The sequence below is a fragment of the Umezawaea sp. Da 62-37 genome, from assembly GCF_032460545.1.
Taxonomy (GTDB): domain Bacteria; phylum Actinomycetota; class Actinomycetes; order Mycobacteriales; family Pseudonocardiaceae; genus Umezawaea.
In genome coordinates this window covers 3,201,387-3,214,639 of record NZ_CP135965.1, presented here as the reverse complement: position 1 = coordinate 3,214,639, position 13,253 = coordinate 3,201,387, and the positions used below count along the sequence as shown (strand labels likewise).

Below are 13,253 nucleotides of genomic sequence, written 5' to 3'. Positions count from 1 at the left end.
GCACTTCCACCCTACGGGCTCGTACGATGAGCCCGAGGCGGTGATCCCAGTGATCGAAGTCGTGCGCAGCGGCCGGGTGTCGGCGTCGCCGGAACGGGTGTGGCACCTCGTGTCGAAGTCCGAACGCGCCCCCGAATGGCTCAGCTTCGCGGACAGCGTCGAGATCATCTCCGGCAGCGGCTGCGGCCAGCGCCGGCGCCTTTACAGCCTGTGGGGCGGACGGCGGTCCGAGATCGACCAGGAGGTCATCGAGTACCGCAGACCCCTCGTGCTCGCCTGGCGCCACCTCGCTGAACGCCTTGACGGGAAACCTGCCCCCAGGTTCGCGGCCACGACGGTGTTCCGGGTGGAGTTGGAGCCGTCGGGTCAGGGCACGCTGGTGCGGTTGCGGTCGTTGCAGGAACCGGCGTCGACGGTGCGCGGGGTGCTGATCAAGGTGTTCGGGCGCAAGGAGATCGCGGAGGGGATGGAGCAGTCGCTGGTGCGCCTCGCGGACGTCCTGCGGACGCCCTGAGCGCTGTGTCCGGAGCGGGTCTTGGGAGGACACGGGCCCATCAAGACGGCACCGGCCTCCGCGCTCCGCTGTCGTACCCCGCCCCACCAGCCGGTTCCTTAGTTGTCGTGGTCTCCGTACTTGTCCGGGGGCGGCTCGCGGGGTTGGGTGTGGGGATGCGGGCGACACGGGGTGGTGTGCTGCGGTCGTCGGGCCATGAGGTGGTTCGGGTGGATCGCGTCGGATCCGGCGGTGATGTCGTCGGGGTGGCCGGTGATGGTCGTCGGGTGGTCGGTCTGCTGGTCAGGGGCGCCGAGCGGCTGGTGTTCCCGGTGCCCGCGGACATCACCGACGCGCAGGCGCTCGTGCTCGTCCGCGAGGGCGTTATCGCCTGGCACCTCCTCCGCACCTGCGCCCACGTTCGGGCCGGCGAGTCCGTCGTGGTGCACGGGGCGGCTGACGCGGTCGGCCTGTTGGCCGTCCAGTTGGCGCGCAGCTTCGGGGCGGGGCAGGTCGTTGCGACGGCGGGCACCCCCGAAGGACGTGGGTGGGCGACCGCGGCGGGTGCCGACGCGGTGGTCGACTCCGGCGCGGAGGGTCTGCGTGCTCGGTTGCTCTCGGTGAACGGTGGTGACCCGGTGGACGTGGTGCTGTCCCCGGTCGGCGGCGCGGTGTTCCGGCAGTCGTTGGAGGTCCTTGCGCCGTTCGGCAGGCTGGTCGGGCATGGCGAGTCGTTCCTCGCGGATTCGGTTGGGCCGATCGCGGGTTCGCGGGCGGTGATCGGGTTCCGCCTGGGGGACTGCCTCGCGAGACCTGAGATGGTGGCGGGAGCGCTCAGTGAGCTGATGGGGTTGACCTCGGCCGGTCGCTTGCGGCCGCCGGTCGACGACGAGTACCCGTTGTCAGAGGCGGGTTCCGCAGCAGCGGGCCCGCTCACCAGGCGCGCGTTCGATCCGCGTCGATAGGGGAAGGCCAGCATGACCACCCGGACCGCGCTCACCACCTGCCCGCTCTGCGAGGCGACCTGCGGACTCGAGCTGACCATCACCGACGACCGGATCACCGGGGTGCGCGGCGACCGGCTCGACGAGTTCAGCGGCGGGTTCCTCTGCCCGAAGGGCGCATCGCTCGGTCAGCTCGACGCCGACCCGGACCGGCTGACGACCCCGCTGGTCAAGCGCGACGGCGTGCACGTGCCGGTGAGCTGGGCCGAGGCGTTCGAGGTCGTGCGGTCGCGGCTGACCGCGATCATGGCCGAGCACGGCCGCGACGCCGTGGCGATGTACCTGGGCAACCCGATGGTGCACTCGCTCGCGGGCGGTCTGTACGCCGGTGAGCTGCGCCGGGCGCTGGGTTCGCGCAACGTGTTCACCGCGTCCACTGTGGACCAGATGCCCAAGCACGTGTCGTCGGGCCTGATGTACGGCGGGATGTACACGATCCCGGTGCCGGACATCGACCGCACGGACTTCCTGCTGCTGCTCGGCGCCGACCCGTACACGTCCAACGGCAGCCTGTGGACGGCGCCGGACATGCCGAAGCGGCTCAAGGCGCTGCGGGCGCGCGGCGGCGCGTTCGTCGTCGTGGACCCGCGGCGCAGCCGGACCGCGGCGGCGGCCGACCAGCACGTGCCGATCACGCCGGGCACGGACGTGTTCCTGCTGCTGGCGATGGCGCAGGAGCTGTTCGCCGCGGACCTGGTGGACCTCGGCGACCTGGCCCCGCACGTGAACGGGCTGGACGGGGTGCGGGAGCTGGTCGCGCCGTTCACGCCGGAGGCGGTGGCGGACAAGTGCGGGATCGACGCGGCCACCATCCGCGCGCTGACCCACCGGTTCGCCGCCGCCGAGCGCGCCGCCGTGTACGGCCGGATCGGCACCACGACGGTGGACTTCGGCACCGTCGCGAGCTGGCTGGTGGACGTGCTGAACGCGCTGACCGGCAACCTCGACCGGCCGGGCGGCTCGATGTTCCCGCTGCCCGCGCACCTGTCCAAGGGCAGGGGATCGGGCAAGGGGTTCACCACCGGCCGCTGGCGCAGCCGGGTCCGCGACCTGCCCGAGGTCGCGAGCGAGTTCCCGGCCGTGACGCTGGCCGACGAGATCGAGACGCCCGGCGAGGGGCAGGTGCGGGCGTTCGTCACGATCGCGGGCAACCCTGCCCTGTCGCTGCCGAACTCGGCGCGGCTCGAGGCGGCGCTGTCGACGCTGGACTTCATGGTGTCGGTCGACCCCTACCTCAACGAGACCACCCGGCACGCCGACGTCGTCCTGCCGCCACCGCCGCCGAGCAGGCGCCCGCACTACGACATCGCGTTCCTCGGCTTCGCCGTCCGCAACGTCGCCAAGTTCTCGCCGCCGGTGATCCCGCTCGACGAGGGGGCGATGCCGGAGGCGGACATCCTGCTGCGGCTCGCCGCGGTCCTCGGCGGCCTCGACCCGGACACCGACCTCGACGCCATGGCCGCCGAGCAGCTCGACACCGCGCTGGCCAAGCTCGTCGAACACCCCAAGAGCCCGCTGCACGGCCGCACGGTCGAGGAGTTGCGGTCCGCGCTCGTGGAGGGCACGCGGGAGGAACGGCTGCTGGACCTCAAGCTGCGCACCGGGTCCTACGGCGACTGGTTCGGCGCCGTCCCCGACGGGCTGTCCATGGCGAAGCTCCTGGCCAACCCGCACGGCGTCGACCTCGGCGCGCTGGAACCGCGGATCCCGGAGGTCCTGCGCACCCCGTCCGGCAAGGTCGAGCTGTGCCCCGACCCGATCGCCGCGGACATCCCGCGCGTGCTCGACGCGCTGCGCGACCGCCCCGACGACCTGCTCCTGGTCGGGCGCAGGCACTTGCGCTCCAACAACTCCTGGATGCACAACGTGCCCGCGCTGGTGAAGGGCAAACCGACGTGCACGCTGCTGGTCAACACCGCCGACGCCCTGCGCCTCGGCCTGACCGGCGGCGGCGTGGCGCAGGTGTCCTCGCGGGTCGGCAAGGTCGAGGCCACCGTGGAGGTCACCGACGACATCGCGTCCGGCGTGGTGAGCCTGCCCCACGGGTGGGGCCACGACCGGCCGGGCACCCGCACGTCCGTGGCGAGCGCCCACGCGGGCGTGAACGTCAACCTGCTCACCGACGACCTCAGGATCGACCCGCTGTCCGGAACCGCCGTGCTCAACGGGGTTCGCGTGCACGTCAGCCCCGCCGCAGATTAAGAGGAGAGCCCATGTCCGTCCCCACGGTCGGTTCCGCGCGCGTCGTCTCGGACCTCCCGTTCGTCGCCGCACAGGTCCACCAGGACCGGGTCGCCTGGCGCTACCGCGAGCACGGCGCCTGGCAGCAGAAGACGTTCACCGAGGTCGCGGAGGCGGTGGGGGAGCTGGCCGCGGGCTTCGCGCACGCCGGTGTCCGGGTCGGCGACCGGGTCGCCGTGCTGGCCGAGACCCGCTACGAGTGGTCGATCGCCGGGCTGGCGGTGCTCGCCGCGGGCGGCATCGTCGTGCCGATCTACGCGAGCAGCTCCCCGGAGGAGTGCGCGTACATCATCGAGAACTCCGGCGCGGTGCTGCTCGTCGCCGAGAACGCCGCCCAGGCCGGGAAGATCGACCTCGCCGCGCTGCCGGACCTGCGCGAGGTGCTGGTGGTCGACGCCGACTCCGAGCACCGCACCACCGCCGACCTGGCCGAGGAGGGTCGGGCCAACCCGGCCGGCGAGGAGCTGGAGTCGCGCCGCGCGGGCCTCTCGCCGGACGACCCGAGCGTGATCATCTACACCTCGGGCACGACCGGGCCGCCCAAGGGCTGCGTGCTGACCCACCGCAACTGGCTGGCGATGTGCCACCTCACCGAGGAGCTGTCCTACGTCGTCGCCGACGACACGGTGTACCTGTTCCTGCCGCTGGCGCACGTGTTCGCGCAGATCACCCAGTTCAGCGCGCTGTACATGGGGGCGACGCTGGCGTACTTCGGCGGCGACGCGAAGCGGATCGTGCCGGAGCTGGCCGAGGTCAAGCCGACGTTCCTGCCGTCCGTGCCGCGGATCTTCGAGAAGATCTACACCATCGCCACCGCGGGCATCCCCGCCGAGCAGCTCCAGCAGGCCGTCGGCGTTGGCCTCAAGCACCGCGCCCTGACCGCCGCGGGCCAGCCCGTGCCGCCGGAGCTGGAAGCCGCTTTCACGCAGGTCGACGCCGTGTTCGCCCGCGTGCGCGGCGTGTTCGGCGGCAGGCTCCGCCAGGCGCTGTCCGGCGCGGCACCCATCTCACCCGAGGTGCTGAACTTCTTCCTCGCCGCGGGCGTGCCGGTGCTGGAGGGCTACGGCATGAGCGAGTCCACCGGCGTGGGCACCACGAACACGCTGGGCAAGTTCCGGATCGGTTCGGTCGGCGCGTTCGGCGTCGGCGGCCTGGACGTCCGGATCGCCGAGGACGGCGAGATCCTGATGAACGGACCGCACCTGTTCGCGGGCTACTGGCGCAACCCCGAGGCCACCGCCGAGGTGCTCCAGGACGGCTGGCTGCACACCGGCGACCTTGGTGTGATCGACGAGGACGGCTTCGTGACGATCACCGGCCGCAAGAAGGACATCATCATCACCGCGGGCGGCAAGAACATCGCCCCCGCCAACGTCGAGAACCAGCTGCGCCAGTCCCGCTGGATCTCCCACGCGGTCGTCTTCGGCGACCGCCGCCCCTACCTCGTCGCCCTGATCACCCTCGACGCCGAGGAGATCGTGCCCTGGGCCGAGCAGCAGGGCATCGCGGGCACCTACGCCGAACTCGTCGCCCACCCGACGGTCGTGGAACTGGTGCAGGGCCTGGTGGACGACGCCAACGCCCACTTCGTCAAGGACTCGCAGATCAAGAGGTTCAGCATCCTCGACCGCGACCTGTCCCAGGAGGACGGTGAGCTCACCCCGACCCTGAAGGTGAAGCGCAAGGTCATCCACTCGGTGCACGAGGACCTCTACCAGGGGCTGTACACCTGATCCCGCACACCCCGCGTCGGCACCGCACCCCGCTCACCGCGGTGCCGACACGGGGGAGTTAACTCGTACGAGTGAGTTTGACCGAGTGTCCTTCGTGGACGCACATCCGTCCCGGAGGTCCGCGCCCGAACGCCCCCGGTCGGAGTTGCTGAGATGTCCGAAGACGACCTCGCGAGTTTCCGCCGCTGGATCCTCGCCGTGCTCGACACCGTCGCCGCCGACCCCCTGCACCAGGTCCGCTACCTGCGCGACGCCGGGGTGGGCGTGGACGAACTCCTGCTCGAACTCGACGACGCCGTCGTCACCGCCCAGGCCAGGTGGCACGACAAGCTCCTGCTCCGCCACGAGCTCAACCTCATCGAACTGGTCGGCGCCCACGTCGACGCCATGACGGAGAGTTCCGCTCCACTGTGGACGGAAGAGGCGCTCGCGGAAGCGTCGGAATGGCGCGAACTGCGCCAGCTGGCCACTGACGTCCGCACCGAACTGGCCCGTTCCTGGGTCGAAGTGGGCAGCACCACGGTGCTGGTCGACGGCACCACCATCAGGACCGAGGGCGACCTGCACGACCTCCTCTCGCACCGCCTGAACTTCGGCCCCCACTACACCGCCACCCTCGAAGCCCTGTGGCGCCGCCTCTCCTCCGACCTCAGCCGCCCCGTCGAACTCGTCTGGCGCGCCTCCGCCACCAGCAGGCGCCTGCTGGGCTCCGAGGCGTTCGACCGCATCCGCTCGGTCCTGACCTCCGTGGCCGACCGCGACGCCAGGTTCACCGTCCGCTTCGAGTAGCTGTGCCTCAGGTCACATGGTGAGGACGGACCGGGCCCGGCATGCTCGGCTCTGCACGAAAACGTGATCGCGCAGTCGGGGGACGCGCGCCAGTACCGGGGGGCTCTACTTGCACGCTCGTGGTTTCCGCACGCTCTCCTCCGCCTGCCTCACCGCGCTCACCGCGGCGAGCCTGCTCGCCGCACCGGCCGCGCACGCCGCGGAGCCGGATCCGACGGTCGACGGGAAGTCCTGCGCCGCCGAGGTCTTCACCCCGACCGGCACGCCGACGTTCCGCTTCCTGGCCGACTCGTCGACGGTCGTGTTCGAGTGGACCGGGGTCCTCGCCGACGGTGGCCACGACCCCGCCGTGGTGAGCCGGGTGCTCACGAACCACCCGGAGGGCACGGTCGCCCAGGTCACCGCGACCGACGCCCTGCCCGAGGGCCGCTACGCGGTCCGCGTCACGGCGGGCGGACCCCCGTCGGCGTGGTGCGGCTTCACCGTCGACCTCACGTCACCCGCCGCGCCCACCGTGTCCGCGGGTGTCTACCTGCCGTCCGGCTGCGCTCCCGAGGGGTGCGGTGGAGTCGGTGTCACCGACACGTTCACCTTCTCGAGTTCCGCCGATGTCGTGGAGTACCGCTGGGGGTTCACCGACCCGCCGTCGACCGTGCTCCCCGCACCGGCCACGGGCGCGCCCGCCTCCGTCGACTGGGCGCCGACCTCGGGTGGCGCGAAAACCCTGTACGTCGACGCGGTCGACCGGGCCGGACTGCCCGCGCGCACGGTGTACCAGTTCGGTGTCGTGTCACCGGCGAACCAGCTCTCCCGCTGGTTCTACGACGGCCCCGCGGAGACCGACGCGCTCGGCACCCACGACCTGGCCGTGGCGGGCGTGGACCGCGACCTGCCGGGCCTGCTGCGCGGTGGACTGCCCGCCGTCGGTTTCGACGGCACGGCCACCGCGACGGCCGATCACGTGCTCGACACCGCCGCGAGCTTCACCGTCATGGGCTGGGTCCGGCTCGCGGACGCCACCGCGGACCACGTGGTGATCAGCCAGCAGGGCGCGCACACCTCTGCGTTCCGCCTCGGGTACCGGGCCGCGCAGCGGAAGTGGGCGTTCGACGTCGCGGAATCCGACACCGCCGTTCCCGTCCGGGCGACCGCGGTGTCCGACGGCGGCGCGGCCGCCGGTGTGTGGACGCACCTGACCGGCATCTACGACCGGACCACCGGAACCGTCCGCCTCCACGTGAACGGCGCGCTCCAGGGCACCACCGCGGTGGCCGCCTCGACGTTCGACGCCGCCGGGCAGCTCTGGATCGCGCGGGAACTGGTCGACGGTGCGGCGTCCTCCCCGTGGGTGGGGGAGCTGCACGACATCGGTGTGTGGCCGCGTCCGTTGACCGCCTCGGAGGTCTCGGGGCGGACCGACCCGAACGCCGTCTCCAAGGTCGGCGACTGGGACTTCCAGGAGTGGGGCGGCCGGAACGCCTACGACAGCAGCAGTTTCGCCCACGACCTGGCGCTGACCACCGGTGTGGACTCGAACGTCAACGGCCGCGGCAGGCACTTCGACGGCGTCGGGTACGCGGAGAGCGCCGATCCGGTGCTCAACACCGACCAGTCGTTCACGGTCGACGTGTGGGTTCGACTGGCCGAGGCGGGAACGGCGCGGACGGTCCTGGCGCAGCGCGGACCCTCCGGCGCCGACCCGTTCGTCCTGCGCTACGACGGGTACCGCTGGAGCGCCGAGGTGCCCGCCGAGGACGGTTCCACCCGGTGGCGGTCGCAGTCCGCCTCGGACGCCGTACCGGGCGTCTGGACCCACCTCACCGCGGTCCACGACGCGACGGCGGAGACCCTCGTCCTGCACGTCGATGGCGCGCCCCAGCCCGCCGCCACCGGTGTGCGCGGCTGGAACTCCGACGGTGTGCTGTCCGTCGGCCGCGGCGGATCGGGGCCCAACTGGTTGGGCGACGTCGACGACCTGCGGATCTTCCAGGCCGCGGTGCCGGTCGGCTGAGGCCTACCGCTTCCCCGGCGGCGGCGCCGTCGTCCCGCGGATGATGATCTGCGTCGGCAGCACCACGTGCGGGACCTCGCCGCACGGGAAGTCGAGCCGTTCGAGCAGCATCGCGACCGCCGTCCGCCCCGCTGTGGAGAGCGGCATCCGGACTGTCGTCAGCGCCGGTGTGGACAGCGACGCGTAGGTCAGGTTGTCGAAACCGGTGACGCTCACGTCGTCCGGCACGGACACCCCGCGGTCGCGGAGCCTGGCGAGCACGCCGAGCGCCATGACGTCGTTGTGCGCCATGATCGCGGTGACATCGGCGGCCAGCGCGAGGTCGGCCGCCTGGAGACCGCCCTCGTAGCGCGGTGCGAACGGTCCGAGGTTCACCACGTCCAGGGGTTCGACGGACGGGCCGGTCCCGTTGAGGACGGCGACGCGGCGGTGGCCGAGAGCGGCCAGGTGGGCGAAGACCTGGTTGGTGCCGCCGCGCCGGTCCATCACGGTGCTGGGGACGCCCGCGAGTTCGTGGTCGAGCAGGACGAGGGCGGTGCTGCCGGCGGTGGCGGTGATCTGCTCGTCGGTGAGGCCGGGGGAGCACAGCACGAGGCCGTCGACCTGCTTGGCCATGGCCTGCACGAGCTTCGCCTCGGCCGTCGGGTTCTCGTCGCTGTTCGCGACGAACACCGCGTAGTCGGACTGGGCGGCCCGCTTCTGCACGGCCTTGAGGACACCGGTGAAGAACGGGTTGTCGAGGTCCGGCACGACGATGCCGAGGTTGCCGGTCTTGCCGGTGATGAGGCCGCGAGCGGCGCGGTTGGGGTGGTAGCCGAGTTCGGTGGCGGCGGTCAGCACGCGTGATCGGGTGTCGGGCCGCACGAGGTCGGGCGAGGACAGTGCGCGCGACACCGTCGCTACCGACACGTGCGCTTTGCGTGCCACATCGCGGATGGTGATCGTCACGGGTGTTGATCCAACCGTAATTGTGACGATTGCTCGTGATTGGGGTGCCGTTGAACCGATTCCGGGGGCGGCTCGTTTCCCAGTTGCAGGTCACGCGGAACCGCGGGACGTCCCGAACGTCTAGGAGAGCCACTCATGCGCACGAGCCGCGTCCCGACCGCCTCCGCGCCGGGTGCCCGCGCCGCCTCGGAATGGGCCGCCGCCGCGCTGAAGGGGCCGTGTTCCGCCGCGAGCCGTGCGGAAGCCGTCCGCGACACCCCGGCGCCGGTCGCGCCGGAGGGCGACGGGGGATCGACATCCGCCGCGGATCATGTCCGCTGACGTGCGCGTTCCGCCGTGGCCACCACAGGAGTCCGAGCTGAACGAGACGACGATGCACCTGGAACCGCCGTTCGACCTGCCGCCCGAAGCCGCTCTCGACGGGCCGCCGGAGGGCGGGGAGTTGTTGTTGCAGCGCACTCTCGGCCGGGTGCGGCAGGAGAAGGCGCGGGACGGCAGGCGGCGGCAGGGGCTCGCGGTGGTGCTGTCGACGAGCCTGCTGGCGGCGGCGCTCGCGGGCGGGGTGGTGATCGGGCGTGAGTTGACCGCCGGGTCGGGTGACGTCGTGGTCAGCGGGGCCACGGGTGGGGCCAGTCTGACGGCTGTGATCACGCCTGCCGAGGGGTGGTCAAGGCTGAGGGTGAACGTCGGGGGTGTGGCGGCGGGGAGTCGGTGCCGGTTGGTGGTCACCGACGTGGCAGGGGGGAGGTTCGTGGCGGGGAGTTGGGTGGCCGCGGACCGGGAAGGCGGGGAAGGGGTGACGTTGGACGGGGCGGCGTTGGTGGCGGTGGGGGATGTGGGGTCCGTGAGCGTTGAGACGGTGGATGGGCGGGTTTTGGTTCGAGCGAGGGGGTAGGGGGATCGCTTTGCAGCGGCTCGAAACCTGGTATCGGATTCACGGTCTCCGGCTGCGGCCGGCTTGACTTGAGGCCCCTTTTTGGGCCTAGTCGGGCTAAAAGGGCAGGTGGTAGGGATGCCCGCCGACGAATTGCAGGCCCGAAAACCCCAAGTCAAGCCGGCCGCACGGGCGGTCGAGCGCTGCTCGGTGGGCGGTCCAACGGCAGGACGAGCGCTGCTCGGTGTCGTTCCGGTTGCTTTGGCTGTTCTAGCTCGTCGCGAAGACCTGGTCGTCGTTGGCGAAGGCCTTGATCTCGATGGCGTTGCCCGAGGGGTCGCGGAAGAACATGGTCCACTGTTCGCCGGGTTGGCCCGCGAAGCGGAGGTAGGGCTCGATCGCGAACTCGGTGCCCGCCGCGACCAGGCGGTCCTCGAGTTCGTGGAACGCGTCGACGGTGAGCAGGACGCCGAAGTGGGGGACGGGGACGTCGTGGCCGTCGACGGGGTTGTGCGCTTCACTGGGGGGTGGTCGGTCGACCAGGTGGGTGACGAACTGGTGGCCGTAGAGGTTCCAGTCGATCCAGCGGTCGCTCGACCGGCCCTCCGGGCAGCCGATGACGGTTCCGTAGAAAGTCCTGGCGGCGGCCAGGTCGGTGACCGGGACCGCGAGGTGGAAGCGGGGGATGTCGGGGGTCTCGGCCGCTGAGGTGGGGGTCATGGGGAGAGCTTCGCCGAAGTTCGGTGGAGGGGGTAGTCGACGCGTCAACGTGGCGGGCTGGTTGGCTGTCGCCGTGTTCCGGACGGTGGTGCTGGCGGTCGTGGTCTTCCTGGCGGCCTGCACGACGGCGGAAGAAGGGCAGTTCATCGGGATCGAGCGGGTTCGGGTGTCGGCGGGCGCCGTGGCGCTGGGGCCGGATGCCTCGACCGGGTCGTTCACGTCGGTCTGCGGGCGCAACGAGGAGCGGCACCTCAACGCGGACAACGCGGTCATCTCGCCGGGTGTGCGGTTCGGGGCGCACCACACGCACGAGTACGTGGGGAACCTGTCGACGGACGCGTTCTCGACGTCGGAGAGCCTGGCCGCGGCGGTGAGCACGTGTGCGGGCGGTGACCTGTCCGCCTACTTCTGGCCGGTGCTGCGGCTGACCGACGTGGTGGGGCACGACGACCACGCGGAAGGCGGAGGGGTGCACGGCAACACCGGTGAGGTGCTGCCGCCGGATTCGGTGGCCGTCGTGTTCGGCGGCAGTCCGACCAGCGCGGTCGTGCCGATGCCCCGGTTCCTGCGGATGATCACCGGCAACCCGTCCGCCGCGACGAGCGACGGCCTGAACGCCAACGCCAAGTGGGGCTGCACCGGGTTCGAGGGGCGCACGACGATGAAGTACCCGCGCTGCCCGGCGGGCAGCAAGGTGGTCCGCACGTTCGACTTCCCGAACTGCTGGGACGGTCGCAACGCGGACAGCGCGTCGCACCGCGACCACGTCGCCTTCGCCTCCGCGGACGGCGTGTGCCCGAAGGCGACGTTCCCCGTTCCCGCGCTGCGCCTGGTGGTGACCTACGACGTGCCCGAGGGCAGGCCGTTCGCGGTCGACAGCTTCCCCGACGAGCACCGCGACCCGATCACGGACCACGCGATGTTCGTCAACGCGTTCCCCGCGGCGCTGATGGCCCAGGTGGCGGCCTGTCTCAACGAGGGCCGTGCCTGCGGCTGAAAATTGTTGGCCGGTTCGTGAACCGGATCGGCCCTGGGGCCGTTTGTGCGGTAATCAGTTGATGAGAGGAGTGGGTGGATGGCGGCACTGTGGTCCCGCAAACGGGAGGCCGCGGCCGACGAGGCGCTGATCCGATCGCTCTACGAAGAGCACGGTCGGGCTCTGCTTGCCTACGCGACGCGGTTGACCGGCGACCGGGCGGCTGCCGAGGACGTGGTCCAGGAGACCCTCCTCCGAGCCTGGCGCCACCCCGACGCGCTCGTCAACGGCAAGGGTTCGGTGCGCGGCTGGCTGCTCACCGTGACGCGCAACATCGTGACCGACCGGATCAGGGCGAAGGCGGCACGGCCCCAGGAGGTCGCCGAGTCGCCCACGACGCCCCCGATCCAGCGCGACCACGCGGACTCGGTGGTGAACTCGGTCGTCGTGCTCGAAGCCCTCGACCAGCTCTCCTCCGACCACCGCGACGTCCTGCGCGAGATCTACTTCAACGGGCGCAGCGTGACGGAGGCGGCCGAAGCCCTCGGCGTGCCGCCGGGCACGGTGAAGTCCCGATCGCACTACGCGTTGCGCGCGCTGCGCGAAACGTTCGCCGGACAACAGGTGGCCTTGAAGGGGGTGGCCGGATGACCACGCGGCACGACCAACAACTGCTTGGCGCCTACGTGCTGGGAGCCCTCGACGAGCAGGAGGTGCGGGCCGTGGAGGACCACCTCTCCACCTGCCCCGAATGCCGGGCCGAACTGGACGACCTCCGCGCCGTGGAGGCGTCGCTCGGTGACGTCCCACCGGAAGCGCTCCTCGACGGTCCGCCCGAGGGCGGTGACCTCCTGCTCCAGCGCACGCTCCGGCAGATGCGCACCGAACGCGGCGGCGCCGTCCGCCGCAGGCAGTTCGCGCTCGGCGCGGCCGCGGCCGTCGTCATCGCGGTCGTCCTCGGCAGCGGCGTCGTCGTCGGCCGCAGCACGGCCCCGCAGGAGGAAGCACTGCCCGCGCCCGTCACCTCGACGGCCAACCCGCCCGCGGGCACCAAGGTGTCGTCGTTCACCGACCCCGACACCGGCGCCGTGATGTCCGTCCAGGTCAAACCCGCAGCGGGATGGGTGCGGGTCAACGCGGCCATCGGTGGGATCCCGCAGAACGAGAAGTGCCGGTTGTTCGTCGTGGCCAAGGACGGCCACCGCGAGGAGATTGGGAGCTGGCTGGTGTCCAAGACCGGGGAGAGCGAGGGCACGAACCTCGACGGTTCGGCTCTGATAGCCCCGGACGACGTGGCAGCGGTCGAGGTCGTGAACTTCGACGGCAAGAAGTTCGTCACGGTACCGGTCTAGGTCCGGCCGTCGTGCCGGGTGGTGACACCGGGCACGGACCACGTGCGCGCCGCTTCCGCAGGGGGTGCGGTTCGTGCGGTATCCGCGCTTCGGCGCGGGGGCTCGGTGTCGC

General features: G+C 71.4%; 13 protein-coding genes. 11 read left to right on the top strand and 2 right to left on the bottom strand.

The annotated features are described in order from the left end of the window. Window positions 1-49 precede the first annotated feature (49 nt). From RM788_RS14015 to RM788_RS13990, 6 genes are all read left to right on the top strand, one after another. On the top strand, window positions 50-514 hold the full coding sequence (locus tag RM788_RS14015; protein WP_315932079.1) for an SRPBCC family protein: 465 nt from the start codon (window positions 50-52) through the stop codon (window positions 512-514). Between the two features lie 209 nt (window positions 515-723). Further along, a complete protein-coding gene (locus tag RM788_RS14010) occupies window positions 724-1,458 on the top strand; it encodes a zinc-binding dehydrogenase (protein ID WP_315932078.1) in 735 nt (244 codons plus the stop codon). A 12-nt stretch (window positions 1,459-1,470) separates the two neighbouring features. Further along, window positions 1,471-3,699 (top strand): molybdopterin oxidoreductase family protein, encoded by a 2,229-nt coding sequence (locus tag RM788_RS14005; protein ID WP_315932077.1) that lies wholly within the window; start codon window positions 1,471-1,473, stop codon window positions 3,697-3,699. 11 nt (window positions 3,700-3,710) lie between these two features. Next, entirely contained in the window at window positions 3,711-5,471 is a 1,761-nt protein-coding gene (locus RM788_RS14000; protein WP_315932076.1) for an AMP-dependent synthetase/ligase, read from the top strand. Between the two features lie 153 nt (window positions 5,472-5,624). After that, complete coding sequence (locus tag RM788_RS13995; RefSeq protein ID WP_315932075.1) at window positions 5,625-6,260, top strand: barstar family protein; 636 nt, start codon at window positions 5,625-5,627, stop codon at window positions 6,258-6,260. A gap of 109 nt (window positions 6,261-6,369) precedes the next feature. After that, entirely contained in the window at window positions 6,370-8,271 is a 1,902-nt protein-coding gene (locus tag RM788_RS13990; protein ID WP_315932074.1) for a LamG domain-containing protein, read from the top strand. Window positions 8,272-8,274: 3 nt separating this feature from the next. On the opposite strand, the gene RM788_RS13985 is transcribed toward RM788_RS13990, so the two are convergent. Continuing rightward, window positions 8,275-9,198 carry a LacI family DNA-binding transcriptional regulator gene (locus RM788_RS13985; protein WP_315932073.1) on the bottom strand — a complete coding sequence of 308 codons (924 nt, stop codon included), beginning with the start codon at window positions 9,196-9,198 and terminating at the stop codon, window positions 8,275-8,277. 156 nt (window positions 9,199-9,354) lie between these two features. Here RM788_RS13985 and RM788_RS13980 point away from each other — a divergent pair, with 156 nt between their 5' ends. After that, window positions 9,355-9,540 carry a hypothetical protein gene (locus RM788_RS13980; RefSeq protein WP_315932072.1) on the top strand — a complete coding sequence of 62 codons (186 nt, stop codon included), beginning with the start codon at window positions 9,355-9,357 and terminating at the stop codon, window positions 9,538-9,540. Further along, window positions 9,530-10,114, top strand: a complete 585-nt coding sequence (locus RM788_RS13975) for an anti-sigma factor (protein ID WP_315932071.1) — start codon at window positions 9,530-9,532, stop codon at window positions 10,112-10,114. Before RM788_RS13980 ends, RM788_RS13975 begins: the two co-directional genes overlap by 11 nt. Window positions 10,115-10,363: 249 nt before the next feature. Here the strand turns inward: RM788_RS13975 and RM788_RS13970 are convergent, their stop codons facing one another. Continuing rightward, window positions 10,364-10,813: a VOC family protein gene (locus tag RM788_RS13970; protein WP_315932070.1), complete on the bottom strand. Its 450-nt coding sequence runs from the start codon at window positions 10,811-10,813 to the stop codon at window positions 10,364-10,366. Between RM788_RS13970 and RM788_RS13965 the strand changes: the two genes are divergently transcribed. From RM788_RS13965 to RM788_RS13955, 3 genes are all read left to right on the top strand, one after another. Continuing rightward, window positions 10,812-11,810, top strand: coding sequence for a DUF1996 domain-containing protein (locus tag RM788_RS13965; protein WP_315932069.1), 999 nt, complete (start codon window positions 10,812-10,814; stop codon window positions 11,808-11,810). The genes RM788_RS13970 and RM788_RS13965 overlap by 2 nt on opposite strands. A gap of 78 nt (window positions 11,811-11,888) precedes the next feature. Continuing rightward, window positions 11,889-12,440, top strand: a complete 552-nt coding sequence (locus RM788_RS13960) for a sigma-70 family RNA polymerase sigma factor (protein WP_315932068.1) — start codon at window positions 11,889-11,891, stop codon at window positions 12,438-12,440. Further along, the gene (locus RM788_RS13955; protein WP_315932067.1) at window positions 12,437-13,141 is read left to right on the top strand and encodes an anti-sigma factor family protein; all 705 of its coding nucleotides are present in this window, start codon (window positions 12,437-12,439) and stop codon (window positions 13,139-13,141) included. Before RM788_RS13960 ends, RM788_RS13955 begins: the two co-directional genes overlap by 4 nt. Window positions 13,142-13,253 lie beyond the last annotated feature (112 nt).

Excerpts from the sequence above, each read along its gene's own strand:
- RM788_RS14000 (WP_315932076.1), top strand. The coding sequence starts at position 3,711 with ATGTCCGTCCCCACGGTCGGTTCCGCGCGCGTCGTCTCGGACCTCCCG.
- RM788_RS13960 (WP_315932068.1), top strand. The coding sequence starts at position 11,889 with ATGGCGGCACTGTGGTCCCGCAAACGGGAGGCCGCGGCCGACGAGGCG.
- RM788_RS13970 (WP_315932070.1), bottom strand. The coding sequence starts at position 10,813 with ATGACCCCCACCTCAGCGGCCGAGACCCCCGACATCCCCCGCTTCCAC.
- RM788_RS13965 (WP_315932069.1), top strand. The coding sequence starts at position 10,812 with ATGGGGAGAGCTTCGCCGAAGTTCGGTGGAGGGGGTAGTCGACGCGTC.
- RM788_RS13955 (WP_315932067.1), top strand. The coding sequence starts at position 12,437 with ATGACCACGCGGCACGACCAACAACTGCTTGGCGCCTACGTGCTGGGA.
- RM788_RS13995 (WP_315932075.1), top strand. The coding sequence starts at position 5,625 with ATGTCCGAAGACGACCTCGCGAGTTTCCGCCGCTGGATCCTCGCCGTG.
- RM788_RS13980 (WP_315932072.1), top strand. The coding sequence starts at position 9,355 with ATGCGCACGAGCCGCGTCCCGACCGCCTCCGCGCCGGGTGCCCGCGCC.
- RM788_RS13975 (WP_315932071.1), top strand. The coding sequence starts at position 9,530 with ATGTCCGCTGACGTGCGCGTTCCGCCGTGGCCACCACAGGAGTCCGAG.
- RM788_RS14005 (WP_315932077.1), top strand. The coding sequence starts at position 1,471 with ATGACCACCCGGACCGCGCTCACCACCTGCCCGCTCTGCGAGGCGACC.